Origin of the sequence: Kitasatospora sp. NPDC058444 (assembly GCF_042721415.1) — a bacterium.
GTDB lineage: Bacteria > Actinomycetota > Actinomycetes > Streptomycetales > Streptomycetaceae > Kitasatospora.
In genome coordinates, this window is the sequence record NZ_JBHXLL010000009.1 from 136,795 (window position 1) to 162,431 (window position 25,637).

The window sequence follows — 25,637 nt, forward strand, 5'->3', positions numbered from 1 at the left end:
TCAGGCCTCCTGGAGTGCGGGGCGGACGGTGCGGCGCTCGACGCGGCGGTCCCCGGGGTCGGCGGCCACCACCCGGTCGACGTACACCCCGGGCAGGTGCACCGCGTCCGGAGGGAGCTCGCCCGGCTCGACGATCCGGTTCGCCTCGACCAGGGTGATCCGGCCCGCCGCCGCGCAGAGCGGGTTGAAGTTCCGGGCGGCGGCGTGGAACACGCAGTTGCCGTGCCGGTCCGCCACCTCGGCCCGGACCAGTGCGAAGTCCGCCGTGATCGCCTCCTCCAGCAGGTACCGGCGGCCGCCGAACTCCCGGACCTCCTTCGGCGGGGAGGCCAGGGCCACCGAGCCGTCGGCCGCGTAGCGCCAGGGCAGCCCGCCCTCCTCGACCTGGGTGCCGACCCCGGCCGGGGTGAAGAACGCGGGGATGCCGGCACCGCCCGCCCGCAGCCGCTCGGCCAGCGTGCCCTGCGGGGTCAGCTCGACCTCCAACTCGCCGGAGAGGTACTGCCGGGCGAACTCCTTGTTCTCCCCGACGTACGAGGAGGTCATCCGGGCGATCCGGCCCGCCCGCAGCAGCAGGCCCAGCCCCCAGTCGTCCACCCCGCAGTTGTTCGAGACCACCCGTAGTCCGGTGACGCCGGAGTCCACCAGGGCGCCGATCAGCGTGCTCGGGATGCCGCAGAGGCCGAAGCCACCGACGGCCAGCACCGCGCCGTCGGGGATGTCCCCGACCGCGTCGGCGGGGGAGTCCAGGACCTTGTCCAAGGGGTCACCTCATGAGGGAGTGGGAGGAAGGGAGGGGCGCCGAGGGAACGGCGGGGCAGGAGCGGCGAGGAAGCGGCGAGGAAGCGGCGAGGAGGGGATGGCGGCGGGGCAGGAGCGGCGAGGAAGCGGGGGAAGGGATGGCGGCGGGGCAGGGGGATGCGGGGTAGCGGGAGTCGGGGAGGCGGCAGGGGCGGCCGGCGGGCTCGGGAGCTGCGCGGAGCCCCTGGCCGTACCGGGCCGTGCTGGGGTTCTGCCTGGGCCGGACCGGGCGGGCATGCCGCTGAGGTGGCTGCCGCCGGACGGGCTCCGCGCCCCTCCACCGTCACCGCGCGGGGGTCGCCACAGCCATGTCGGCCACCCCCATGGGTGGGTGCGGATCCGTGTGGCCAGGCCACATTCGGCCGCCCGGAGGATGGTGGAGGGCCGACGGTATGTCAGCCGAGACCACATCCCGACGGGGTGATACGTCGACCGGGCACATGTCGCCGCTCCCACCGCACACCTACGGTTCCCGCAATCACCCCGCCGCACCTCAGGAGTCGGTCACCATGCGCAGCTCGACATCCCCCTCCAGGACCTCCTCCGGCGCCCGCCTGGGCGACTCCCTGACCGGTGGCCCGACCCGGAAGCTCGCCGCCCTCGCGGTCTGCGTCCTGCTCGCCGCGGGCTGCGCCAAGGCCGGCACGGCCGGGACGAGTGTGGCGGACGGTGGCGCGAAGGGCCCGATCAAGGTCGGCCTGGTGTACTCCAAGACCGGTCCGCTGGCCGCCTACGGCAAGCAGTACCTGGAGGGGTTCAAGGCCGGCCTGAGCTACGCGACCAAGGGCACCGGCGCGGTCGACGGGCACAAGATCGAGTTCGAGGAGCAGGACGACGCCGGCGACCCGGCCAAGGCGGTGTCCGCCGCCAAGGACCTGATCGGCAAGGGCTACAAGGTGCTGGCCGGCTCCACCGCCTCCGGTGTGGCCCTCCAGGTCGGCCCCATCGCCGCCCAGAACAAGGTGCTCTTCATCAGCGGCCCGGCCGCCGCGGACAAGGCCACCGGTCTGAACAAGTACACCTTCCGTTCCGGCCGCCAGTCCTACCAGGACATCAAGACCGCGGCCTCGTTCGTCGGTGACGCCAAGGGCAAGAAGGTCACCGTGCTCGCTCAGGACAACGCCTTCGGCCAGGCCAACGTGGCCGCGGTGAAGGCGGTGCTCGGTGGTGAGGGCGCGACCGTGGACCAGGTGCTCGCCCCGCCGAGCGCCACCGACCTCACCCCCTTCGCCACCCAGGCCAAGACCGCCAAGCCCGACCTGCTGTTCGTCGCCTGGGCCGGCGACACCGCCTCGGCCCTGTGGACGGCGCTCAACCAGCAGGACGTGTTCACCGACACCAAGGTCGTCACCGGCCTCGACCTGGCCGCCTCCTACCCGCTGTTCGGCCCGGCCGGCGAGAAGATCTCCTTCCTGAACCACTACTTCGACGGTGCCGCCGGCACCCCGGTGGAGAAGGCCATGACCGAGGCCGTCACCGCCGCCGGAGGGAAGACGGACATCTTCACCCCGGACGGTTTCACCGCCGCCCAGATGATCGTGCACGCCGTCGAGTCCAACCACGGCTCCGCCGAGGACACTTCGGCCCTGATCAAGGCCCTGGAGGGCTGGAGCTTCGACGGGGTCAAGGGGAAGACCACGGTCCGCGCCGAGGACCACGCCCTGCTCCAGCCGATGTTCCAGGTGCGACTGACCGGCAGTGGTGCCGCCGCCAAGCCCTCGGTGGAGAAGACCCTGACCCCGGACGAGGCCGCACCTCCGGTCACCCCGATGGCGGGCTGATCCCGGTGTCCGCCCGTACCGTCTCCACTCCTTCCGCTTCCTCCGCTCCGGGCGCCTCGTCCGCGCGCTCCTCCACGTCCTCCTCGCCCTCGTCGTCCTCCTCTCCGGTGCTGCGGCTGGACGGGCTCGGCTGGGCCGTCCGCGGCGTGCCGATCGTCGAGGACGTCTCCTTCTCGGTCGGCGAAGGCGAGTTCATCGCCTTCATCGGGCCCAACGGCGCCGGCAAGACCTCCCTCTTCAACCTGATCTCGGGCATCTACCCGGCGACCCGGGGCAGCCTCCACCTCGACGGCGCGGACATCACCGCCGAGGCGGTGCACGCCAGGGCCCGCCGCGGGCTCGGCCGTACCTTTCAGACCTCCTCCCTCTGGCCGGGGATGACGGTCGCCGACCATGTCCGCCTGGCCGCCCAGGCGGCCGCCGGGCCGCGCACCTCGTACCGCCTCTGGCGCCGCGCCGACCGCTACGAGCAGCAGTTGGCCGACACCCTGGAACGCACCGACCTCACCCACCGTGCGGACACCCTGGCCAGTGCGCTCTCGCACGGGGAGAAGCGCAAGCTGGAGCTGGCCGTCCTGCTGGTGTCCGAGCCCCGGCTGATCCTGCTGGACGAGCCGATGGCCGGTGTCAGCGCGGAGGAGGTACCCGCCCTCACCGAGCTGATCCGTTCCGTGCACCGGGACCTGGGCCGGACCGTCCTGATGGTCGAGCACCACATGGACGTCCTGCTCGGCCTGGCCGACCGGCTCGCGGTGATGCACCACGGCACGCTGCTCGCCCTGGATGCCCCCGAGGCCGTGATGGCCGACCCGACCGTGCAACAGGCCTACCTGGGTGAGGCGTTGTGACCTCCTCTCCGTTCTCCGCTCAGCGCCCCGCTTCCTCGGCGCCCTCCTCCTCGCTGCCCTCCACCGCCGGGCCCCTCCTCTCCGTCCGCGATCTGCGGGTGGTCATCGACGGGCTGCACATCCTGCACGGTGTCGACTTCGACGTGGCCCCAGCGGGGGTGACCGCGCTGCTGGGCCGCAACGGCGCCGGCAAGACCACCACCGTCAAGGCCGTCATGGGCCTGGTGCCGCGCACCGGTAGCATCCGGCTCTCGGACGCCGAACTCTCCTCCCTTCCCACGCATCTGGTCGTTCGTCACGGCATCGGCTACGCGCCCGAGGACCGGGGGATCTTCGCCGGCCTGACGGTCGCCGAGAACCTCCGCCTCGCCGAGCGCGCCGCCGGGAGCGGGGCCGAGGCCGGTGAACCGGACTACGCGCTCGTCCACGAGCTCTTCCCCGAACTCAAGAAGCGAGCAGGGCAGTTGGCCGGGACGCTCTCCGGTGGCCAGCAGCAGATGGTGGCGATCGGCCGGACGCTGCTCAACCGCAACCGGCTGATCATCGCCGACGAGCCCACCAAGGGCCTGGCCCCGAAGATCGTCGCCGAGGTTGCCGAGGTGCTGGCGCGTGCGGCCGAGGCCGTGCCCGTCCTGCTGGTCGAGCAGAACCTCGCCCTCGTCCGCCGGCTGGCCGGTACCTGCGCCGTCCTGGCCGACGGCCGTACCGCTCACCGCGGCGACACCGCCGAGCTGTTGGCCGATGAGGAAGCCGCCCGCCGCCTGCTCGGCGTCGGCTCCCGCCACCCGCTCGCCGGCGGGCCCCGGCCCGCCGCCTCCCCGGCCGCCCCTGTCGTCACCGCCGAGGTGAAGCCCTGATGGACACCGTCGTCCTCCTTTCCTGTACCGGGCTCGGTCTCGGTGCGCTGTACTTCCTGGTCGCCTCCGGTCTGTCGCTGATCTTCGGTCTGATGGACGTGCTCAACTTCGCGCACGGCGCCCTGCTCTCCATCGGCGCCTATGCCACCTGGTGGGCCGGCGTCGAGGCCGGGTTCCCCTTCTGGCTCGCGGTGCCCTTCGGCACCCTGGTCGGGACGGCGGCCGCCGTCCTGTTGGAGCTCTTCCTGATCCGGCCGCTCTACAGCCGCCCGCGCGACCAGATCCTCGCCACCGTCGGGGTCGGGCTGGCCGTCCCCGCCCTGCTGATGGGGATCTGGGGCGCGGACTCCCGCCCCTTCCCCCAGCCGGAACTGCTGTCCGGCACCTGGCACGTGCTCGGGGCGACCGTCCCGGTCAACCGCTTCGTGCTGGTGGCCGCCGCCGCACTGTTGCTGCTCGCTCTTCGGTTGTTCCTCGCCCGCACCCGCTACGGGCTGATCGTCCGGGCCGGCGTCGAGGACCGGGCGATGGTCACGGCGCTCGGCATCGACGTCCGGAAGGCGTTCACCCTCGTCTTCGCCCTCGGTGGGGCGGCCGCCGCGCTCGGCGGCGCCCTCGGCGGCCTCTACTTCGGTTCGGTCAATCCCGGCCAGGGGACCGGCCTGCTCATCTTCGCCTTCGTCGTCGTGGTCATGGGCGGCATGGGCTCCGTGACCGGAGCCGCCGTCGCCTCGGTGGGCGTCGGCCTCGTGCAGCAGTTCGCCAACTACTACACCGGCGCCGGGCTCGGCGACCTCTCGGTCGTCGTCCTGCTCGCCGTGCTGCTTCTCGTCCGACCCCGTGGACTCACCGGGAGGCTCGCGTGAGCGCCGAAACACCGATCACGAGCACCGGTGGCCCCGCGGCCGGCCGCAGCGCAGCCGCTCCGGCAGGGGGGACTGACACCAGCCCTGCCGTGACCACCTTGCCGGAAGAGGGGACTGACACCAGCTCCGCCGACACCGCCACTGTGGCAAGGGGGACTGACACCGGCCTTGCCGAGACCCATTGTGAACACAAGGCCGAGTCCGGCGCCATCCCTCGAACAGGTGATTCAGTCACTAACCGCTGGACAGGCGTGCACAGAGCGCTACGCTGGTGGCCGATCGCCCTGCTGATCACGTTCCTTGTCGCCCCCTATAGTGCGCTTCCCGTCCCGGGACTGCTCGACGGCCCGCTCGGCAGCCCCGGAAGCCTCCAGCTGCTCGCCCTGTGCCTGCTCTACGGGGCCCTCGCCACCGGTTACGACCTCCTGCTCGGTCGGACCGGACTGCTCTCCTTCGGCCACGCGCTCTACTTCGCGACCGGCCTGTACGCCACCGATCTCGGCATGTTGGAGCTGCGACTGCCGTTCGCCGCGGCCGCGGTGTTCGGCGTCGCCTGCTCCGTGCTGCTGGCCCTGCTGCTCGGCTCGGTCAGCCTGCGCGTCACGGGCATCGGCTTCTCCATGGTCACCCTCGCCTTCGCCCAGGCCGGCTCGATCCTCGTCCAGCGCAACCCCGGTGGCGTCACCGGCGGCGAGGAGGGCCGCTCCGCCCCGGCCGACCTGCTGCCCTCCGGCCTGCTCGGGATCGAGAACACCGCCAACCTGTACTGGATCGCCGTCGGCTACCTGGTGCTGACGGTCGCCGCGGTCCACTGGGCCGTCACGTCGCCGATGGGCCGGGTCTGGGAGGGCATCAAGGAGAACGAGCGCCGGGTCGAGGTGCTCGGACTGCGGCCCTACGGCTACAAGTTGGTCGCCTTCGTGCTGGCCGGCGGACTCGCCGGGCTCGGCGGGGTGGTCTACCTGCTGCTGACCGGTGGCGCCACCCCGCAGGCCGCCACCTCGGACGCCACGCTCGCGCTCCTGGTCATGGTCGTCCTCGGCGGCTCCGGCACCCGCTGGGGACCGCTGCTCGGCGGCGTCCTGTACACCTGGGCGAGCCATCGGCTCGGCGACCTCGCCAACTCGTCGACCGTCGCCGACCTGCCGGCGGTGCTGCGCGTACCGCTCTCCCAGCCCCTGTTCCTGCTGGGCGCCCTGTTCGTCGCCGTGGTCTACCTGCTGCCCGGCGGCCTGGCTAGACTGCCTGCCCGCATCCGCACCGCCCGGTCCGCCCGCTCCGCTTCGGCGCCGGCCGGTCTCGGAACCGCCCACCCCACCGGAGGTACCCCCGCGTGAGCCAGTCGCCGCTGAAGCCCGAGGAGTCGACCGTCCCCGTGCCCGGTGGGGACCTGGCCGTCCTGCGCTGGCCCGCCGACGACCCGCAGGCCCCCACGGTCGTGGCGGTGCACGGCATCACCGCCAACGGCCTCGCCTGGTACGAGGTCGCCCGCCGGCTCGCCGGCCGGGTCACCCTGCTCGCGCCCGACCTGCGGGGCCGCGGTGCCAGCCGCTCGGTCGCCGGACCGTACGGACTGGCCCGGCACGCCGACGACGTGGCCGCGCTGATCGGCGCCCTCGGCCCGGGGCCCGTCACGGTGGTCGGCCACTCGATGGGGGCCTGGGTCGCCGCCCTGGCCGCCGTCCGGCACCCCGGCCTGGTCCGTCGGGTCCTGCTGGTCGACGGGGCGGTGACCTTCCCGCTGCCCCAGGGCGTCCGCGAGGAGGACGCCCTGGCCGCGGTGCTCGGCCCCGCGCTGGCCCGGCTGTCCACGAGCTTCCCGGACCGGGACGCCTACCGGGAGTTCTGGCGCGGGCATCCCGCCTTCGTCGGCGAGTGGACCGAGGGGATCGACGCCTACACCCAGCGCGACCTCGTCGGCACGGAGCCCGAACTGCGTTCCTCCTGCGTGCTGGAGGCCGTGCAGACCGACGGCGCTCAGGTCCTGCTGGACGAGGACGCGGCCGCCGCCGTGCACCGGCTGCCCTGCCCGGCCGACCTGCTCTGGGCCGAGCGCGGCCTGCTCGACGAGCCGCAGGGCCTCTACGACCGGTCGCGGCTCGCGCTGGCCCGGCTGGACCAGGAGCGGGTGCCCGCCTCACCGGTGCCCGGCACCAACCACTACTCGATCCTCTGGGGCGAGGCCGGGGCGGACCGCATCGTCCGCATCCTGCTCGCGGACGCCCTCACCGCCGGGTAGGCCGGCCGGACTCGGAAACAGGCCCGGACAACAGCGGCCGACGGGGGCTCGCACCCCCGCCGGCCGGTGTCGTCCGGGCCGGTGCCGCCGCAGCGCCCCTCCGCCCTCGGCGGCGTCAGCCCGCCGTGCCGAGGAAGCTCTCCCAGCCGCCCGTCGGCGCCTGGCCGACGTTGAGCGAGCGCAGCTTGCGCAGGGTGGACTGGTCCTGCGCCTCCAGCCACTCGACCAGCTGCTTGAAGGAGACCAGCCGGACGTCGGGCTTGCCCGCGATGGTCTTGAGCGTCTCCTCGACGGCGTCCATGTAGATGCCGCCGTTCCACTGCTCGAAGTGGTTGCCGATGAAGAACGGCGCGCGGTTGCTGTTGTACGCCCGCTCGAAGCCCGCCAGGTAGGAGTTGGCGGCCTGGGTGCGCCAGTCGCCGTACTTGGCCGGGTCGCCCTTGGTGCTGCCGCTGGACTGGTTGGCCAGGATGTTGTAGTCCATCGACAGGACCTGGAAGGTGTGCCCGGGGAACGGGATGGACTGCAGCGGGAAGTCCCAGACCTTGCCGTCCTGGACCTTCTGCGGCCATATCTGCAGGCCGCCCGAGGAACTGGCGTCGTACTTCCAGCCCAGCTTGGCGATGGTCGGCAGCAGTGCCTTCTGGCCCTCCAGGCACGGGGTGCGGCCGCCGATGAGCTCCTTCTTGTAGTCGAAGGGGAGCGGGTCGACGTCGGTGAAACCGGTGTTGGTCCGCCACTGGGTGACGAAGCCTATCGCCTGGTCGATCTCGCTCTGCCAGTCCTCGGGGGTCCACATGTTGACCCCGTTCTTGTCCGGACGGCTGGAGCAGAAGTGCCCGTTGAAGTGGGTGCCGATCTCGTGCCCGGCCAGCCAGGCCTGGCTGATGAGCTTGAGGGTGCTCTTCACCGCGCCGTCCGACAGGTACGGGATGTCGGAGGCGCCCACCGAGTGCTTCGGCGGGTGGTACAGGTCGGCCTTGCCCTTGGGGAGGGTGTAGATGCCCGAGAGGAAGAAGGTCATCGTGGCCTTGTGCTGCTCCGCCAGCTTCAGGAAGCGGGGGAACTGGCCGTCCTCGGTGCCGCCGGCGCCGTCCCAGGAGAAGACCACGAACTGCGGCGGCCGCTCGCCCGGCTTGAGCTTCTCGGGCTTGGGCTGGTTCGGCTGCGGCCCGGTGTCCGCGTTGGAACCGTCGCCGATCGGGGTGCCCTTGGGCACCACGGCCTGAGGGTCGGGGCTGCCGCCCTGGGTGGTGCTCGCCGCGCCGGGACCGGGGGAGGCGGCGCCGTTTCCCGAGCCGGATCCGCCGCTGGAGCAGGCCGCGACCGCGCCGAGGGCCGCGGTCGCGGCGGTTGCACTGAGCACCGTCCTGCGCGAGATGCTGGTCATGGTCTCCCCTGGGTGCCGACGCCGGTGGTGAGGGCGGCCCGCAGCCGCACCGGTCAAATCGGGCAATTGATGAGTATTCCGCCGTTAGCATGTCATGTCGCCGAGGCGGCTTCCAAGGTCGCCGAGCGCTGACGACTCTCAACACGCCTGGCGCATCCGGCTGGGCTGCGGGGATGCGTCGACTGTTGCCGTCCTGTGACGCTTTCCACCCCGTCCGGCCCGGTCAGTACGGTACCGCCGGTCGGTCGGCTCACCGCCGGGGTTCGTCGTCGTCGGGCCCGATTGGTCGCCCTTTTGGGAAAACTTTTGCCCCTGGCGGGGTCGGGCCGCCCTAAGCCCGCTACGCCGCCCGAAGCCCGCCACGCCGCCCGAAGCCCGCCGCAAGGGGGGCGGGCTCGCCCGGGCAGGATGGCGAAGGGCCGGAGCAGCACGGAGAAGAGGGGTGCGCCGGCCGCGGCGGGACCGTCGGGGGCCGCGGCGGGGCCGGTCGGGAGCGGCCGCCGGGTGGGCCGTCAGAGTGCGGCGAGCCGCCGGGTGCGGCGCACCATGCGCGCGATCGCGGTGCTGATGGCGGTGGCCGCCAGGCAGGAGACCACCAGGCTCAGCCAGGCGGTGTTGAACCAGTGGCTGTTCAGCCAGCCCAGCGTCACGATGTAGGCGGCCCAGACCAGCGCCGCCAGCGCCGACCAGTGCAGGAACCGGTGCGGATGGGCCGGGGAGTGGCCGATGGCCAGGTCGAGGACGGTCCGGCCGGCCGGGACGAACCGTGCGACCACCACCATCGCGGCGGCCGCCCCGTGCGGTCGCTCGATCAGGGCCTCTTGGACCCGGGTCACGCTGGCCGCCAGTTTCGGGCGCCGGGCGAGCCGGCGGTGCAGCACCGGGGCGCCGCGCCGGGCCAGGTTGAGCAGCAGCAGGTCGCCCAGGAAGGAGGCCACCGCCACACCCAGCCCCAGCATCAGGGGCGCACCGTCGATCTGAGCGGTCTTGAGCACGGCCAGGATGACCAGCGTCCCGCTGGGGATGAACGGAAGGAGGGCGTCCCCGAGCACGGCGACGAGCGCCAGCGCGCAGATCCACGAGGATCCGATCGCCGCCACGAAGTTCAAGGCCCTTTACTCCCTCCATGCCTCCCGAGGGAGCAGGTGGCTGCAGGGGTCAACGCTAGCGCCTCGACTTTTCATGTCATGAAGCACCCCGGTATGGCACAGCTCACGCATGCTGATTCCGGCCGAACCCCGCGGCGGCGAACCGGGCGCCCGCCCCGGCCCCGCGAGGCGGGGCGCCGGCACGGCGGACTGCCGCCGAAGCCGAACGAGCCCCCGGGGCGGGGTGCCGCGCCGAGGGCTCGCAGTGATCGTCCGGTGCTGGTCCAGCCCGACGATCTTGCTGGTGGAGTGCGGATCCCGCTCCGGCGACCCGCTCCCGGACCCAGCCTGCCGGACGTCGGCACCCGGTCGCGAGACCTGGCACTGGCGACTTCCGGCGCTGGCGGAAAGTCGCCAGCCGTGTTCGCCCACTGGCTCTGCGTCAGCCGAACGGTCGGTCGGACTTCCGCCCGAAATGGCCGAAACCAGCCTGGACCATGGCCGGACGACACCCCGGAGGCGGGAACAGCGAGCCCCCGGCCGTGGTTGACCCCGGTCGGCGACAGCGACCGGCGGGCCACCCGGGACCGCGCGGTCACCCACGACGGCCGGCCCAAGGACGGCAGCCAGGAGGGCGGACGGGATGACCACCGAGGACCACCAGGAGCACGGGACCGAACCGGCGGCCGATGCGGCGATCCGGGCCACCGCCCGCGGAACGGCGCCCGCCCCGCTCTCGATCCTCGACCTGGCCACCGTCGGCGTCGGCTACACGCCCGCCGAGGCCCTCACCGCCACCACCGAGCTGGCCCGCCGGGCCGAGCAGTGGGGCTACCACCGCTTCTGGGTGGCCGAGCACCACGGCATGCCCGGGGTGGCCAGCTCCACCCCCGCCGTCCTGCTCGCCCACCTCGGGGCCAACACCACGACGCTGCGGCTGGGCTCCGGCGGCGTCATGCTCCCCAACCACGCCCCACTGGCCATCGCCGAGCAGTTCGGCCTGCTGGAGGCCCTGCACCCCGGGCGGATCGACCTCGGACTCGGCCGCGCCCCCGGCACCGACCCGGCCACCGCCCGAGCGCTGCGCCGCGGCCTCACCGAAGGCGCGGACGACTTCCCCCAGCAGCTCGCCGAGCTGACCCACTTCCTCGACGGCGACTTCCCGGACGGCCACCCGTACGCCCGGCTGACCGCCGTGCCCAAGGGCGAGGGCCGCCCGCCGGTCTGGCTGCTCGGCTCCTCCGGGTTCAGCGCCCAGCTGGCGGGCCGCCTCGGCCTCCCGTTCGCCTTCGCCCACCACTTCAGCAGCGCCAACACCATCCCCGCGCTGGACCTCTACCGCTCGTCCTTCCGCCCCTCCGCCGTGCTCGCCGAGCCGTACGCGCTGATCGGCGTCAGCGCGGTCGCCGCCGACGACGAGCCCTCGGCCCGGCGCCTCGCCCGCTCCGCGGCCCTCGGCATGCTCCGCCTGCGGCGCGGCAACCCCGGACCGATCCCCACCCCGCAGGAGGCCGAGGAGTACCCGTACAGCCCGGTCGAGGCCGACTTCATCGACAACTGGCTCGACAACGTCGTGCTCGGCGATCCGGGCCAGGTCGCCGACGGGCTGGAGGCGCTGCGCAAGCGGACCGGCGTGGACGAGCTGATGGTCACCTCGCACATCCACGGCCACGAGGCCCGGCTCCGCTCGTACGGCCTGATCGCCGAGGCCTACGGCCTGACGGCGACCGCGTGACGGCGACCGGGTGACGGCGATGGCGTGACGGCGGCGTGACCGGGCACCGGGGCCGCCGCCCGGCGGCCCCGACGGCGGCGACCGTTCGTCCCGGGAGGCTGGGCGCACCTGGTGCGGCCTGATCGCCGACGCCTGCCGCCCGACAGCGACGGCGTGACCGGGGACGGGGACGGACGGCCACCGTCCTGCTGCGGCCCCGGCGCCGCACATCGGCAGGCCGGGCCGCAGGCCTCGGGCCGCACACCCGCCCGCCTTGCCTCCCCCACCCCCCGCCCCCGCCCTGCGGCTACCGGCCGTTCAGGGCGGGTCGGCCCTCGCGGAGTATGGCCGCGACCAGTTCGGCCTCGCCGGGGCGGGCGAAGTACCAGCCCTGGGCGGTGTCGCAGCCGGTCAGCCGCAGGCGCTCGGCCTGGGCCGCGCTCTCGATGCCCTCGGCGGTGACGGTCAGGCCGAGGGTGTGGGCGAGCTGCACCATCGCGCCGACGATCTGCTCGTCCGCGTCGCTGCGGCGGGAGCCGAGCTCCGGGCGGCCGGGACGGTCCGTCGGGGCGGGCTCGCGGAAGCCCTCGATGAAGGTGCCGTCGAGCTTGAGCACGTGCACCGGCAGCCTGGAGAGGTAGGCCAGGTTGGAGTAGCCGGTGCCGAAGTCGTCGATCGCGATCCGCACGCCCATGTCGGCGAGCGACTGGAGGGCCTGGAGCGGGCGGCCGCCGGGGCCGAGCAGGGCGCTCTCGGTGATCTCCAGCTGGAGGAGCCGGGCCGGCAGTCCGGTGCGTTCGAGGGCCCGGGCGACGTCGGCGACGATGTCGGAGTCCCAGATCTGGCGGGCGGCCAGGTTGACGCTCACGAAGGTCTCGGTCTCGGGGAACTCGGTGAGCCACTGCCGGGCCTGCCGGCAGGACTCCTCCAGCACCCAGGTCCCGAGCGGCACGATCGCGCCGGTCTCCTCGGCGAGCGGGATGAAGCGGTCCGGGGAGAGCGTCCCGTAGCGGGGGTGGCGCCAGCGGACCAGTGCCTCGGCACCGTGCACGGTGCCGTCGGCCAGGCCGACCAGCGGCTGGTACTCGATGGTGAACTCGCCGCGCTCCAGGGCCGGGCGCAGCGAGGTGGCGAGCAGCTGCCGGGTGAGCTGGTGGGCACCGCGGTCCGGGTCGTAGAGGGTCCAGCGGGCGCGGCCGTCGGCCTTGGACCAGTAGAGGGTGGAGTCGGCGTCCTTGACCAGGTCGGTCGGGGTGGTCTCGTGCACGGACCGCTCGACCACGCCCACGCTGGCGGTGATCACCAGCCGGTGCCCGGCGACGTCGAAGGGACGTTCCAGCACCTCCAGGATCCGGGCGGCGAGCTCGGTCAGCTGCTCGTTGCCCGCGCTGTCGGTGACCAGGACGGCGAACTCGTCGCCGCCCATCCGGGCCACCAGGTGGGTGTCCCGTCCGTCGAAGCCGCGGCGCAGCCGGGTGGCGACGGCGATCAGCAGCTGGTCGCCGATGTGGTGGCCGAGCGCCTCGTTGATCGCCGCGAAGCCGTCGAGGTCCAGGTAGCAGACCCCCACCCGGCGTTCGTCCGCGGACTCGGCCGGACCCGGCCGGTCGACCGGCGCGAGGCAGGCGGCGTCGAGCCGCTCGAAGAAGTAGGCCCGGTTGGGCAGCCGGGTCAGTGGGTCGTGCAGCGCCTGGTACTCCAGCCGGTCGCCGAGGCGGCGCTGCTCGGTGATGTCCTCCACCAGGGCGAGGGTGTAGAGCGGATCGCCGGCGCCGTCCCGGATCAGCGAGACGGTGACCTTGCTCCAGACCGTGTTGCCCGCGCGGTGCTTGAGCGGCTTCTCCACGCGGAACCGTTCCCGCTCCCCGTGGACGAGCTCGGAGAAGAGCCGGTCCGGCATGCCCTCCGGGTCGATGATCTCGTGCAGGTGGGTGCGGACCAGCTCGCCGACGCCCCGTCCGATCAGTGCGGCGAAGGCGGGGTTGACCTCGATGATCCGGTCCTCGGCGTCGATCAGGGCCATCCCGATGACGGCGTCGCAGAAGGCGGCCCGGAACCGGGACTCGCTGGCCCGCAGTGCCGCCAGCAGCCGGTCGGAGCCGTCCTCTTCCCGGCCGGTGCCGCCGTCCGACCGGCCGATGCCGGTGAGCCCCCGGGCCCGGTGGGCGGAGTCGGTGAGCGGGGCCGAGCAGGTGGGGCAGAGCAGCAGCCCCGGCTCCGTCGGCGTCCCGCAGGCGTTGAGGGCCGGGACGGCTCCCGTGGCGGGGTCGACAGCCGGGCCGCCGGAGCCGGCGGCCGGTTCCACGAGGGCGGTCGGCTTCAGGAGAGGCGAGGCGAGGGGGCGGTGGCGTGGTGATTCCTCGTGCCGCACGCCCGGGTGGTGTGCGTCGGCCCCCTCGTTCTGGCCCGGCACGGCTTGCTCCCGTCCGCTGCTGACGCTTGACGATGGTCCGGCCGGCCAGTCGGGACCCGGCGGTCGGCTCCGCACTCTGTCGTGGTCCTCGGAGTCGGTCCGCTGCGGGGCCGCCCGTCGAAGGGGCGCCGGTGCGCGGGGACCCGCCTGAAGGACAGGGCGCTGCGGCCGATCATAGGCCGCGACGGCAACACGCGGTGACCGCCGGCAGGGTGATTCGCCCGCTTTGTGATCATGAATGGCGGTACGTGCAGACGCCCCCGGTGCACATCACATGATGTGCGCCAGGGGCGCGTGCGCCGAAGCCGCGCCCCTGGGCGCCGGTCGTGCGCCGCACGTGGATCGGAGCGGGCCGAGAGCCAAGGGCCGGACGGGGCCGGCCGGGGCCGGCCGGGCCGGACGTGGTGATGGAGAAGGAAGGGAGGGAGGGAAGGGGCTCAGGCCAGCGAGGCCGTGAGGGTGATGGTGGTGCCGGTCAGGGCCTGGCTGACCGGGCAGTTCGCCTTGGCGTCCTCGGCGGCCTTCACGAAGCCGGCCTCGTCGAGTCCGGGGACCTGGCCGACGACGGTCAGGTGGATGCCGGTGATGCCCGTGCCGGGTTGGAAGGTCACGTCGGCCCGGGTGTCCAGCTTGGCGGGCGGCGTGCCGGCACCGGCCAGACCGTGCGAGAGGGCCATCGAGAAGCACGCCGAGTGGGCGGCTGCGATGAGCTCCTCGGGGCTGGTCTTGCCGTTGGCCGCCTCCGCGCGGGACGGCCAGGAGACGGGGTACTCGCCGATCCCGGAGGAGGCGAAGGTCACCAGCCCCTTGCCGTCGAGGAGGTTGCCCTCCCACTCGGTGGTGGCGGTGCGGGTGGTAGCCACGGTCGGTTCCTCCAGTGCTGAGGGAGTGTTCGAGCGGTCACTTCCGGTCATGCACACCCCAGCCTACGGGCAGAGGGCTCCCGCCCCGGTGCGTCACGCCGCGCGGGCCGGGCGGAGCACCGGGCCGACGTCAGGTTCCGGCCCGCCGTCCGGCCGGCCGTCCGGCCCGCCGTCCGGATCGTGGACGGTTCCGCCCGACGGTGCGGGGCCGGAGCGGGGCCCTGTTAGATTTGCCCGGGCCCGAGCCCGGCCGCCGTACGGTCGGGCGCCCACCGCAGACACCGGGAGCCGCCCCGATGACGGACCACTCCACGACCCCCAGCGTCGGCCTGCCCGAGGGGATCGACGACGCCGTACGGGCCGAGCTGACCAGCCTGCGCGAGAGCATCGACAACATCGACGCCGCGGTGGTCCACATGCTGGCCGAGCGCTTCAAGGCGACCCAGCGGGTCGGCCGGCTCAAGGCCGAGCACAAGCTGCCGCCCGCCGACCCGACGCGCGAGCGGGACCAGATCAAGCGGCTGCGGGAGCTGGCGGCGGGGGCGAAGCTGGACCCGGTCTTCGCCGAGAAGTTCCTGAACTTCATCATCGCCGAGGTCATCCGCCACCACGAGGCCATCGCCCGCTCCTGAACCCGGGCCTGGACCCGGGCCTGGAACCCGGGCCTGGAACCCGGGCCTGTGCGGCCCCGGGACATCGGGACGTCCGGGGATGTCGGCGGCGGCTAAATGACCGATTTCGTCAGGCTCCACGGTTGGCGTAGCGTGCAGACTTCCCCAGCCGGAGAGGTGGAGCAGCGACGATGGCGGTGAACCTGCCCGAAACGCCCAGTGGAACCGGAGCTCCCGGCGATTCCGCGTCGAACGCCCACGAGGTGTCCGGTGGTCGTGCCGAGGCCCGTCGCCGGGCGCGCGGTGCGCGGGGCCGCAAGGCCCGTTCGGGTCGGCGTCCGCGGCCGTGGTGGATCGAGCTGCCGGTGATGGCGGCGGTCGGCCTGGTGGTGGCGCTGCTGATCAAGACCTGCCTGTTCCAGGTGTTCACCATCCCGTCCGGCTCGATGGAGAACACCCTGCGGATCGGCGACCGGGTCGGCGTGAACAAGCTGGCGCCGCTGACCGGCTGGGAGCCGGAGCCGGGGCAGCCGGTGGTGTTCAAGGACCCGGGGGGCTGGCTGCCGCCGCAGCCGACCGATCCGAACCCGGTCACCAACGCCGTGAGCTCGGCGCTCAGCTTCGTCGGCCTGGTGCCGCCGAAGGACGACAACTACCTGGTCAAGCGGGTCATCGCGACCGGTGGACAGACCGTGCAGTGCGAGGGCAGCACGCTGACCGTCGACGGGCGGAAGGTCGACGAGCCGTACCTGCACCCAGGGGACGACTCCTGCGCGGGGCTGGACTTCGGTCCGGTGAAGGTGCCGTCGGGCTACATCTGGGTCGAGGGCGACCATCGCAGCGACTCCGCGGACTCCCGCTACCACCAGCACGGCCCGGGCGGCGGCGCCGTGCCGGTGGACAACGTGGTCGGCCCGGTGTCGGCCGTCGTGTGGCCGCTCAATCACCTCGACTGGTTCGGCTGGACCGGCCGCTGACCCCACGCTCGGCGGCCACCCGGTCGGCATTCCCGAGCCCGGCAGTGCCGGAGCCGTCGGTTCCCGGACCCGCGTCCACCTCGGCCGTCCCGGCCCCCGGAGCCGCGCCCGCCTCCGCGGGTTTGCTGGACTGCGCCGCGAAGGCGCCGGTCAGCACCAACAGGCCGCCCGCGATCTGCGGCGGCCCGAGGTGTTCGCCGAGCAGCACCCAGGCCGTCACGGTGGCGACCACGGCCTCCAGGTTGGCGACCACCCCGGCGATCGGCGGCGAGAGGTAGCCGACCGAGATCACGCCGGTCACGTAGGCGAGCACGGTCGCGATCAGGACCATCCAGACGGCCGGGAGGAACGCGGGCAGGGTGTGCCCGTTCATCACCACCGACCCGCCGAGCGGGCTCCAGTCGGCCTGCCACGGCCGGGTGAGGGCGGTGAGCAGCACGGCGCCGATGAGCAGCCCGAACGCGCTGACGGCGAGCGGGTCGACCGGGCGCTCGCCGCGCCGTCCGGCGTCGGCGAGCACGAAGTAGCCGACCTGGCAGAAGGCCGCGCCGAGGGCGAACAGGACGCCCAGCGCGTCGAAGCTCAGGCCGTTCCAGACCTCGACCACGCAGGCCAGTCCGGCCACCGCGACGCCGGCGCCGATGGCCGCGCCGCGGGTGATCGGCTTGCGCTGGACGAACTTGACGTAGCCGATCAGCAGCGGCGGCCCGAGGTACTCGATGAGCAGGGCGACGCCGACCGGGATGCGGGAGATCGCCGCGAAGTAGCAGGCCTGGACGCCGGCCACGGCGAGCAGGCCGAAGCCGAGCAGCAGGCCGGGGCGGCGCAGTACGGCGTGCCGGTGCCGGTAGGCGATCGGGAGGAGCGCGACCGCCGCCCCGGTGACCCGGAGCCAGACCACGTGCAGCGGGGAGAGCCCGGCCTCGATCAGCGGTTTGGCCGCGGTGCCGGAGCCACCGAAGGCGACGGCGGAGACCAGCGCGAGGCCGAGGCCGAGGGTTCTGCCCGAGGGGAGGGTGGGCGAGGCCGATGATCTGTGCACCGCCGCATTGTGACAGTCACATTGATGATCGGGTAAGGCGCCATTCCGTCATTTGGTCCTGCCCTCAACTGTGCGCAATGGCGCAATCACCCGAACCGGGGCGGGGCCCGCAACGGCCCCGCCCCAGGCCCCGCAACAGCCCCGCCCCAGGCCCCGCAACGGCCCCCGCCACAGCTCCCCGTCAGCCGCCGGACGAGGCGCCCGCCCCCGCGAACGCGTCCGTCCCGCCCGTGGGCTGGCCGGTCGGCTGGGAGGTCGGGGGCGCGGTCGGCTGGGTGGTCGGCGTCGGCTTCGAGGTGGGCCGGGGCGGCCGGGTGGGCTGGGTGGTCGGCTGGCTGGTCGGCGGAGCCGTCGGCGCGGTGGTCGCACCGCCGTCGGTGCCGCCCGAGGGGGTCGAGCCGTCGCCCGGCGCCGTGGTGGGGCCGGTGCTCGGAGCGCCGGTGGGGGCGCTCGTCGACGGGGTGCCGCTCGGCGTGCTCGGGGCGGTCGGCAGGTCGGTGGCGCCCGAGGAGCCGCCGTCGGCCGGGGTCGGGAAGTCGCCGACCGGCTGACCCTTGAGCGCGGCCTTCATGTAGCTGGTCCAGATCTGGGCCGGGAACTGGCCGCCGGCCGCGCCGTCGATGCCGCCGACGCCGCTCAGGCTGACCTGGGCGCCGGTGCCCGGGTCCTGGCCGAACAGGGCGACCGAGGTGACCAGCTCGGGGGTGTAACCCACGAACCAGACCGACTTCTGGTCGTCGGTGGTGCCGGTCTTGCCGGCCGCCGGGCGACCGAGCGCCTTGGCCCGCCAGCCGGTGCCGCCCGGGTCGTTCACCACGCCCTGGAGCATCGAGGTGACCTGGTTGGCGGTTTCCTCGCTGATCGCCTGGGTGGTCTTGTGCGCGGGCAGCGCGACGTTCTCGCCCTCGCGGTCCACCGACTGCACCAGCCACGGGGTGATCTGCTTGCCGCCGTTGTCCAGCGTGGCGTACACGCCGGCCATGTCGAGCACGCTCGGGGTGGCCGCGCCCAGCGGGATGGACGGCACCGGGTCGAGGCCCGGGGTGTTGCCGGGCAGGCCCATCGCGACGGCGGTGTCCCTGACCTTCTGGAGCCCGGTGTCCTGCGCGAGCTGCGCGAACGCCGAGTTGACCGACCAGTCGGTGGCCTGCTGGAGGCTGATCTGGCCGTAGCTCTTGTCGCCCTCGTTCGGCGGCGCGTACGGGGTGCCCTTGCCGCCGCGGACCTTGCGGCCGCTGGTGCCGTCGTAGACCGTGTGCGGGGTGACGGTGCGGCCGTCCTGGGTCTTGGCGCCGTTCTCGAACGCGGCGGCCAGTGCGATCGCCTTGAAGGTCGAGCCGGCCTGGTAGTCGCGCCGGGTGGCGTTGTCGACGTAGTGCTTCACGTAGTCGACGCCGCCGTACAGGGCGACGACCGCGCCGGTCTTCGGGTCCACGGAGGCGGCGCCGGCCTGGGCGGCCGCGTCCTTCTTCCGCTTGTCCGGGCTCAGGTTGTCGTGCAGCTGGGCCTGGACGGAGTCCTGGAGGGCCTGCTGGCGGGCCGGGTCGATGCTCAGCTTGATCGTGTAGCCGCCCTTGGCCAGCTCGGTCTCGGTGATCACCCCGCCGGCGGTGAGGTACTGGGTGGCCGCGTCGACCAGGTAGCCGGCCTGGCCGGACAGGCCCGGGTTGGGCTGCGGGTCCCGGACCTCGGGGAAGGTGGTCGCGGCCCGCTCCTCCGCGGAGAGCCAGCCCTCCTTGACCATGCCGTCGAGCACGTAGTTCCAGCGGTTGACGGCGTTCTGCTTGCCCGCGGCCGTCGCGGTGGCGACGTCGTACGCGCTCGGGGCGTTCAGCAGGGTGGCCAGGTAGGCGCCCTGGGCGGGGTTGAGGGCGGACGCGTCGATGCCGAAGTACGCCTGGGCGGCGGCCTGGATGCCGTAGGCGCCGCGGCCGTAGTAGGAGGTGTTCAGGTAGCCGGCGAGGATCTCGTCCTTGCTCTCGGTGGCGTCCACCTTGATGGCGATGAACAGTTCCTTCACCTTGCGGGTGATCGACTGCTTCTGGTTCAGGTACGTGTTCTTCACGTACTGCTGGGTGATGGTGGAGCCGCCCTGGGTCCCCTGGCCCTTGGCCGTGTTGATCGCGGCCCGGGCCAGGCCCTGGACGTTGACCGCGCCCTCGTTGTAGAAGTTCCGGTCCTCGGCGGCCAGCGCGGCGTGCTGGGCGGCGGGGGAGACCTTGTCCAGGGCGACGTTCTGCCGGTTGGTCTGACCGGTGCGGGTGAGCACCGAACCGTCCGAGTAGAGCCAGGTGTTGCTCTGGGCGGTCGCGGCGGCGTGCGCGTCCGGCACCTTCACCAGGGTGATCCCCAGCGCGAACAGGCCGATGCCGAGCAGCAGCGCCGAGCCGAAGCCGAGCAGGGTCATCCGCCAGGTGGGTATCAGCCGGCGCCAGCCGGTGCGCTTCGGGCGACGCGACTTCCTGCCGCCGGAGCCGCCGGAGCCGCCGGAGCGACCCGCCCCGCCGGACCCGCCGGCCGGGCCGGTGGAGCGCTTGAACCGCTTGACCGGGCGGAGACTGATCGACGGCGTGCCACGGCCGCTCTGGGCGTTTCTGGACAAAGCGCGGCCTTTCCTGCGGGCGCGTCGAGGCAGCCTGCACGGACGGGGACATCGGCGGTTGGGGACCTTTGTCCCGATTCCGGTTCTACTGCCCTGGACGAGCAGAACGGGCCGGATGGCTCCGGCGGATCGCCAATCGAGACCGACATCACACGCAAATCGGACGTCGGAGGCCAAAAAATCGGGGAGCCCCTCGCTGCTGCGAGAGGCTCCCCAACTGTCTGTGCGCCGCCAGGGACTCGAACCCCGGACCCGCTGATTAAGAGTCAGCTGCTCTAACCAACTGAGCTAGCGGCGCCTGCTGACCTGGAAAACAATACACGCTTCCGGGGGATGCCTCGAACCACCGTCGACCCACGGTCGCGCCGCCGCCCGCCCGCCTCCCGACTCGCCCCCGGACTTGCCCAGCTCGCCGCCGCCCGATCCGTCCCGTTCCTTCCGGTTGGGCCGGAGTTCGCCGCTGGTTAGGGTGGAACGGTGCCCAGCCCCCAGCCAGCACACCCCCGAATACGACCCGGCAGGCCAGGACGCGGCAGGTCGGGGCACCGCGCCGCGCGGACGGCCGTCGCCGTCCTGCTGCTGCTCAGTGCCGTGGCGTACACCGCCTGGGTCCTGGAGGTCGTGCTGAGCACCGGGCTCGACCCGGTGCAGGTGTACATCAGCGAACTCGCCGCCGAGGACCAGCCGCTGGGCGGCCTGTTCCGGGCCACCGACCTGGCCGCCGGGCTCTGCCTGCTCGCCGCCGCCGGCGCCGCCCTCGCCACCGGGCGGGTCGGCGCCTCCCGGCGGCACCGCTGGGCGCTGGCCGGCTGGTCCGCGCTGGCCCTGTTCGGCGCCGCGACCGCCGCCGACTCCCGGCTGCCGCTCAGCTGCGCCCCCACCAGCGACGAGATGTGCGCCGCCCGGGAGACCGCCGGGCTCGTCCCCGCCACCCACGCCGCGCACGCCGTCACCAGCAGCCTCGCCATGGCCGGGGCGCTCACCGCGCTGGTCTCGCTCACCGTGGCCGCCCGGCGCTACCGCTGGTGGCCGGGCGTGCGCCGGTTCGGGCCCTGGCTGCTGGGCGCCGAACTGCTCGCCACCGGCTGGAGCCTCGCCTCGATCGCCGCCTTCCAGGCCGGGCACGGCACCTGGGCGCTCGGGGCGGGGCAGCGCCTGCAGGTGTTGCTGGTCGCGCTCTGGCTCGGCCTGCTGGCCCTGGACGTCGCCCGCTCCGCCCGCGCGGGCGCGCCCGACCCGCCGGAGGACGGCATCGACGGCGAGGAGCGGCGCCCTCCCGCCGAGCCGCTCCCGGAACGGAGGCCGACATGAGTCCGCCCGGAGCGGAGGGCGTCGGCGCGGCGCGCTTCCTGCGCGTCGACGGCGTCCCGCTGCACGTCCGCACCGAGGGCAGCGGCCCGGTCTGCCTGCTCTCCGGCGGCCTCGGCAGCAGCTGGTTCGACTGGGACCTGGTCGTCCCCTTCCTCACCCCGTACCGCACCGTGGTCCGCTTCGACCGGCCCGGTTACGGGCTGAGCGCCCCCGAGCCCGCCACCGGGCGGCCCGCGCCGACGGCGGCCGGCGAGGCCGGCCGCATCCGGGCGGTGCTGGACGGCCTCGGGCTGCGGGAGCCCTGCACGGTGGTCGGGCACTCGCTCGCGGGCTTCCACGTCGAGGCCTTCGCCCGGCTGCACCCCGAGCGGACCGCCGGGCTGGTGCTGGTGGACGGCAGCGTGGAGGCGGCCGCCCGGCCGTACCCGGCGCCCGGCGCGCGCGACCTGGCGGCTCGCGCGCTGGCCGGTGCCGCCACCGCCCTCGCCGTGCCGTACCTGCTGGGCCCGACCGTCCGCCGGGCCACGGCCAGGCTGTCCACCGTCCGCCGCGAGGACCTCGCCCCGGCGCCGCTGGTCCGGCACTGCTACCGCACCGGGCGGGCCCTGCGCGCGCTGCTGCGGGAGAACGGCCGCTACCTCGACACGGCCGCGGAGCTGGACGGTCTGCGGAGTGCCCGGCCGCTGGCGGAGGACCTGCCGATCACCGTGCTGGCCGCCGACGACGGCTGCCGGACCGGTCGCACCGAGGACTGGCTGGCCCGGCAGCGGGAGCTGGCGGCGCTGCTCGGGGCGGACTTCCGCACCACCGCCCCGGCCGGGCACCTGGTGATGTTCGACCGCCCGGACGCGGTGGCCTCGGCCGTGCTCGACACCCGCTGAGGCCCCGCCGAGGCACTGCCGGTACGCCGCCGAGGTGCTGCCGAGGCACTGCCCGGAAAACGCCTCAGGCCGCCCACCGGAGTGGACGGCCTGAGACCTTGCCATGTGCGCCGCCAGGGACTCGAACCCCGGACCCGCTGATTAAGAGTCAGCTGCTCTAACCAACTGAGCTAGCGGCGCTTGCTGACGTCGAAGACTTTACACGGCGTCGAGCGGATCCACCGAATCGTGTTCGAGTGATGACTTTGCGTGGTCGTTTCCGGGCTCGGGATGGTGGCAGGCCGCCTGGTGGTCCGCCCCCGGCGCGCCGCCGACCAGGGCCGGTCGTTCCCGCTCGCAGCGGGCCCGGTCCGCCGGGGCCGTGAGCGCGGCGTAGCGCGGGCAGCGGGTGCGGAAGACGCAGCCGGTGCGGCGCTCGGTGGGCGGGGGAGGGTCGCCGGCCAGCAGGACGCGGTCGCGGGCACGCTCGGCGGCGGGGTCGGGGAGCGGGACGGCGGAGAGCAGGGCGCGGGTGTACGGGTGGCGGGGGCGGTCGAAGACAGCGGACACCTCGCCCTGCTCGACCGTCCGGCCGAGGTACATCACGCTGACCCGGTCGGCGAGGTGCCGGATCACCGAGAGGTCGTGCGAGACGAACAGGTAGGACAGGCCCAGCTCGGCCTTGAGCGACTGGAGCAGGTTGAGCACGCCGGCCTGGATGGAGACGTCCAGTGCGGAGACGGGTTCGTCCAGCACCAGGAGCCCGGGCCGGACGGCGAGCGCCCGGGCGATCGAGACGCGCTGCCGCTGTCCGCCGGAGAACTGGTGCGGGTAGCGGACGGCGTGCTCCGGGTCGAGGCCGACCTGGCGCAGCAGCTCGGGCACCCGGCGGGCGATCTCCTCGCGCGGGGCGCGCTGGGCGAGCAGTGGTTCGGCGACGATGTCGCCGATCGGCATCCGGGGGTCCAGGCTGGCCATCGGGTCCTGGAAGACGATCTGCACCCGGGCGCGCAGCCGGTGGGCCTCGGCCCGGGTGAGGGTGGCGGTGTCCCGGCCGAACAGTTCGATCCGGCCGGTCTCCGGGGCGCCGAGCCGCAGCAGTTCGAACAGGGTGGTGGACTTGCCGGAGCCGGACTCGCCGACCAGGCCGAGCGTCTCGCCCTCCCGCAGGTCCAGGTCGACGCCGTCCACCGCGTACACCTCGCCGACCTTGCGCTTGAAGACCGTGCCCTTGAGGAGCGGAAACGTTTTTCCGAGGCCGCTCACCGACAGCACCGGCGTCCGGGCGGAGCGGTCCCCCGGGCCGGCGGAGTGGCCCCCCGGGCCCGCGGCGACGGGCGGCTCCGGGACGGGCAGCTCCGGGACGGGATAGACCTCGGCCGGCGCGGGCCGCCGCTCGGCGAGTTCCGCCGACCGCACGCACGCCGACAGGTGACCGTCCGCCCCCTCCAGGACGGGCTCGGCCGCCGAGCAGCGCTCCTCCGCCAGCGGGCAGCGCGCCGCGAACGGGCAGCCCGGGGGCAGTTCGGCCATCGGCGCCGGGGTGCCGGGGATCGGGACGAGCGGACCGCCGCGCCCGTCCAGCCGGGGCACCGCGCCGATCAGGCCGAGCGAGTAGGGGTGGCGGGGGGCCGCGAACAGCTCGTCGACCCCGGCCGTCTCGACCACCCGTCCGGCGTACATCACGGCGACCCGGTCGGCCGTTCCGGCGATCACCCCGAGGTCGTGGCTGACCAGGACGAGCGCCGCGCCGGTCTCCCGCTGGGCGGTGCGCAGCACGTCCAGCACCTGGGCCTGGATGGTGACGTCGAGCGCGGTGGTGGGCTCGTCGGCGAGCAGCACGTCGGGTTCGTTGGCGACGGCCATGGCGATCATCGCGCGCTGCCGCATGCCGCCGGAGAACTCGTGCGGGAAGCTGTCCAGGGCCCGGTCGGGCGCCGGGATGCCGACCAGGTCGAGGAGTTCGGCGGCCCGGCGGCGCGCGGCGGCCTTGTCCACCCGCTGGTGGACGCGGACCGCCTCGGCGATCTGGTCGCCGATCCGGTAGACCGGGGTGAAGGCGGAGAGCGGGTCCTGGAAGACCATGGCGATCCGGCGGCCGCGGATCGCGGCGAGCTCCCGGCCCGGCAGCCCGACCAGTTCCCGTCCGTCCAGCCGCACCGAGCCGCTGACGCTCGCCGTGCCGGGCAGCAGCCCGAGCACGGACAGCGCGGTGACGGACTTCCCGGAGCCGGACTCGCCGACGATGCCGAGGGTCTCGCCGCGCCGCAGGGTGAGGTCCACCCCGCGGACGGCGGGGACCGGGCCGTCGGGCCCGGCGAAGTCCACCCGCAGGTCCCGGACGGCGAGCAGCGGGGTTTCGACGGTGGTGGTCACGGGAGCTTCCTACGGCCGGCGGAGACGGTGGCGGGGTGCGAGCGAGCGGTACGGCGCGAACGAGGGACACGACGGGTACGGCGGGTTCGGCGCGAACGGCGGGGCGCGGCCCCGGAGGTGGGGTCGAGCGCGTCGCGCAGCCCGTCCCCGATCAGGTTGACGGCGAGGACGAACAGCACCAGCAGCCCGGCGGCGAAGTAGAACAGCCAGGGGAAGACCGGTGCCTCACCGGTCCCGGCGGCGAGCAGGGTGCCGAGCGAGACGTCCGGCGGCTTGACCCCGAAGCCGAAGTAGGAGAGCGCGGTCTCGCTCATCACGGCGCCGCCGACCGCGATGGTGGCGTCGATGATGAGGAAGGAGGCGACGTTCGGCAGGATGTGCCGGCTGATGATCCGCAGTGGCCGCACCCCCATGAACCGTGCGGCGCGGACGAATTCGCGCTCGCGCAGGGAGATGGTCATCGAGCGGACCACCCGGGCGGTGATCATCCAGTTGAACAGGGCGAGCAGCAGGACGAAGGCGATCCAGCCGGCGCCCTTCAGCCGGGCCGAGACGATGGTGATGATCAGGAAGGAGGGGAAGACCAGCAGCAGGTCCACCAGGAACATCAGCGCCCGGTCGGCCCAGCCGCCGAAGTAGCCGGCGCAGGCGCCGACCACGGAGGCCAGCACGGTGGAGAACACGGCCACCAGCAGACCGATGACCAGTGACTTCTGCAGGCCGCGGACGGTCTGCGCGAAGACGTCCTGGCCGACTCCGTTGGTGCCGAACCAGTGCTCGGCGGACGGGGGTTGGTGCAGTGCGGAGAAGTCGGGGGTGGCGTAGTCCCAGGGCGTGAGGTACGGGCCGCCGAAGGCGAGCGCGAACAGCAGCAGGACGACGACGGCCCCGGCGACGGCGCCCCGGGCGGCGAGCAGCCGGCCGAGGACGAGCCGGCCGCGGCCGGTGGACCGGGCGGGGGCGGCCGGGGCGGGGGAGTCGGCGACGGTGGTGGTCAT

Annotated in this window: 20 protein-coding genes and 2 tRNA genes; 11 read left to right on the forward strand and 11 right to left on the reverse strand. The window is 73.6% G+C overall.

The window, feature by feature from the left end:
- Positions 1 to 762, reverse strand: coding sequence for a CoA transferase subunit A (locus ACFWP2_RS13340; protein ID WP_380450493.1), 762 nt, complete (start codon positions 760 to 762; stop codon positions 1 to 3).
- 548 nt (positions 763 to 1,310) lie between these two features.
- On the opposite strand from ACFWP2_RS13340, the gene ACFWP2_RS13345 reads away from it, so the two are divergent.
- From ACFWP2_RS13345 to ACFWP2_RS13370, 6 genes are all read left to right on the forward strand, one after another.
- Entirely contained in the window at positions 1,311 to 2,582 is a 1,272-nt protein-coding gene (locus ACFWP2_RS13345; RefSeq protein ID WP_380450494.1) for a substrate-binding domain-containing protein, read from the forward strand.
- Positions 2,583 to 2,689: 107 nt separating this feature from the next.
- Positions 2,690 to 3,430: an ABC transporter ATP-binding protein gene (locus ACFWP2_RS13350; protein WP_380450562.1), complete on the forward strand. Its 741-nt coding sequence runs from the start codon at positions 2,690 to 2,692 to the stop codon at positions 3,428 to 3,430.
- A 53-nt stretch (positions 3,431 to 3,483) separates the two neighbouring features.
- Entirely contained in the window at positions 3,484 to 4,287 is an 804-nt protein-coding gene (locus ACFWP2_RS13355) for an ABC transporter ATP-binding protein (RefSeq protein ID WP_380450563.1), read from the forward strand.
- Positions 4,287 to 5,153: a branched-chain amino acid ABC transporter permease gene (locus ACFWP2_RS13360; protein WP_380450495.1), complete on the forward strand. Its 867-nt coding sequence runs from the start codon at positions 4,287 to 4,289 to the stop codon at positions 5,151 to 5,153. Before ACFWP2_RS13355 ends, ACFWP2_RS13360 begins: the two co-directional genes overlap by 1 nt.
- A gap of 209 nt (positions 5,154 to 5,362) precedes the next feature.
- Positions 5,363 to 6,490, forward strand: a complete 1,128-nt coding sequence (locus ACFWP2_RS13365; RefSeq protein ID WP_380450564.1) for a branched-chain amino acid ABC transporter permease — start codon at positions 5,363 to 5,365, stop codon at positions 6,488 to 6,490.
- Positions 6,487 to 7,392, forward strand: coding sequence for an alpha/beta fold hydrolase (locus ACFWP2_RS13370; protein ID WP_380450496.1), 906 nt, complete (start codon positions 6,487 to 6,489; stop codon positions 7,390 to 7,392). Before ACFWP2_RS13365 ends, ACFWP2_RS13370 begins: the two co-directional genes overlap by 4 nt.
- Positions 7,393 to 7,507: 115 nt before the next feature.
- On the opposite strand, the gene ACFWP2_RS13375 is transcribed toward ACFWP2_RS13370, so the two are convergent.
- Together ACFWP2_RS13375 and ACFWP2_RS13380 are read right to left on the reverse strand one after the other, a co-directional pair.
- Entirely contained in the window at positions 7,508 to 8,782 is a 1,275-nt protein-coding gene (locus ACFWP2_RS13375; protein ID WP_380450497.1) for a hypothetical protein, read from the reverse strand.
- Positions 8,783 to 9,294: 512 nt separating this feature from the next.
- Positions 9,295 to 9,882 (reverse strand): DedA family protein, encoded by a 588-nt coding sequence (locus ACFWP2_RS13380; RefSeq protein ID WP_380450565.1) that lies wholly within the window; start codon positions 9,880 to 9,882, stop codon positions 9,295 to 9,297.
- Positions 9,883 to 10,513: 631 nt separating this feature from the next.
- On the opposite strand from ACFWP2_RS13380, the gene ACFWP2_RS13385 reads away from it, so the two are divergent.
- Positions 10,514 to 11,605, forward strand: a complete 1,092-nt coding sequence (locus ACFWP2_RS13385) for an LLM class flavin-dependent oxidoreductase (protein ID WP_380450498.1) — start codon at positions 10,514 to 10,516, stop codon at positions 11,603 to 11,605.
- Between the two features lie 286 nt (positions 11,606 to 11,891).
- Here the strand turns inward: ACFWP2_RS13385 and ACFWP2_RS13390 are convergent, their stop codons facing one another.
- Together ACFWP2_RS13390 and ACFWP2_RS13395 are read right to left on the reverse strand one after the other, a co-directional pair.
- Positions 11,892 to 13,997 (reverse strand): putative bifunctional diguanylate cyclase/phosphodiesterase, encoded by a 2,106-nt coding sequence (locus tag ACFWP2_RS13390; RefSeq protein WP_380450499.1) that lies wholly within the window; start codon positions 13,995 to 13,997, stop codon positions 11,892 to 11,894.
- 437 nt (positions 13,998 to 14,434) lie between these two features.
- Positions 14,435 to 14,860 (reverse strand): OsmC family protein, encoded by a 426-nt coding sequence (locus tag ACFWP2_RS13395; RefSeq protein WP_380450500.1) that lies wholly within the window; start codon positions 14,858 to 14,860, stop codon positions 14,435 to 14,437.
- Between the two features lie 296 nt (positions 14,861 to 15,156).
- Between ACFWP2_RS13395 and ACFWP2_RS13400 the strand changes: the two genes are divergently transcribed.
- On the forward strand, positions 15,157 to 15,492 hold the full coding sequence (locus ACFWP2_RS13400) for a chorismate mutase (RefSeq protein WP_380450501.1): 336 nt from the start codon (positions 15,157 to 15,159) through the stop codon (positions 15,490 to 15,492).
- A gap of 242 nt (positions 15,493 to 15,734) precedes the next feature.
- Positions 15,735 to 16,448: a signal peptidase I gene (gene lepB / locus ACFWP2_RS13405; RefSeq protein WP_380450502.1), complete on the forward strand. Its 714-nt coding sequence runs from the start codon at positions 15,735 to 15,737 to the stop codon at positions 16,446 to 16,448.
- On the opposite strand, the gene ACFWP2_RS13410 is transcribed toward lepB, so the two are convergent.
- From ACFWP2_RS13410 to ACFWP2_RS13420, 3 genes are all read right to left on the reverse strand, one after another.
- Positions 16,411 to 17,490, reverse strand: a complete 1,080-nt coding sequence (locus tag ACFWP2_RS13410) for a DMT family transporter (RefSeq protein ID WP_380450503.1) — start codon at positions 17,488 to 17,490, stop codon at positions 16,411 to 16,413. The genes lepB and ACFWP2_RS13410 overlap by 38 nt on opposite strands.
- A 181-nt stretch (positions 17,491 to 17,671) precedes the next feature.
- A complete protein-coding gene (locus ACFWP2_RS13415; RefSeq protein ID WP_380450504.1) occupies positions 17,672 to 20,092 on the reverse strand; it encodes a transglycosylase domain-containing protein in 2,421 nt (806 codons plus the stop codon).
- A 224-nt stretch (positions 20,093 to 20,316) separates the two neighbouring features.
- Positions 20,317 to 20,390: transfer RNA gene (locus ACFWP2_RS13420), tRNA-Lys, on the reverse strand.
- Between the two features lie 209 nt (positions 20,391 to 20,599).
- Here ACFWP2_RS13420 and ACFWP2_RS13425 point away from each other — a divergent pair.
- On the forward strand, positions 20,600 to 21,403 hold the full coding sequence (locus tag ACFWP2_RS13425; RefSeq protein ID WP_380450566.1) for a DUF998 domain-containing protein: 804 nt from the start codon (positions 20,600 to 20,602) through the stop codon (positions 21,401 to 21,403).
- Positions 21,400 to 22,284 (forward strand): alpha/beta fold hydrolase, encoded by an 885-nt coding sequence (locus tag ACFWP2_RS13430; RefSeq protein WP_380450505.1) that lies wholly within the window; start codon positions 21,400 to 21,402, stop codon positions 22,282 to 22,284. Before ACFWP2_RS13425 ends, ACFWP2_RS13430 begins: the two co-directional genes overlap by 4 nt.
- Positions 22,285 to 22,390: 106 nt before the next feature.
- On the opposite strand, the gene ACFWP2_RS13435 is transcribed toward ACFWP2_RS13430, so the two are convergent.
- The 3 genes from ACFWP2_RS13435 to ACFWP2_RS13445 all read right to left on the reverse strand — a co-directional run bounded on the left by ACFWP2_RS13435 (position 22,391) and on the right by ACFWP2_RS13445 (position 25,637).
- Positions 22,391 to 22,464 (reverse strand) — tRNA-Lys (locus ACFWP2_RS13435).
- 18 nt (positions 22,465 to 22,482) lie between these two features.
- Positions 22,483 to 24,639: a dipeptide ABC transporter ATP-binding protein gene (locus tag ACFWP2_RS13440; protein WP_380450506.1), complete on the reverse strand. Its 2,157-nt coding sequence runs from the start codon at positions 24,637 to 24,639 to the stop codon at positions 22,483 to 22,485.
- Positions 24,636 to 25,637: an ABC transporter permease gene (locus ACFWP2_RS13445; protein WP_380450507.1), complete on the reverse strand. Its 1,002-nt coding sequence runs from the start codon at positions 25,635 to 25,637 to the stop codon at positions 24,636 to 24,638. Before ACFWP2_RS13445 ends, ACFWP2_RS13440 begins: the two co-directional genes overlap by 4 nt.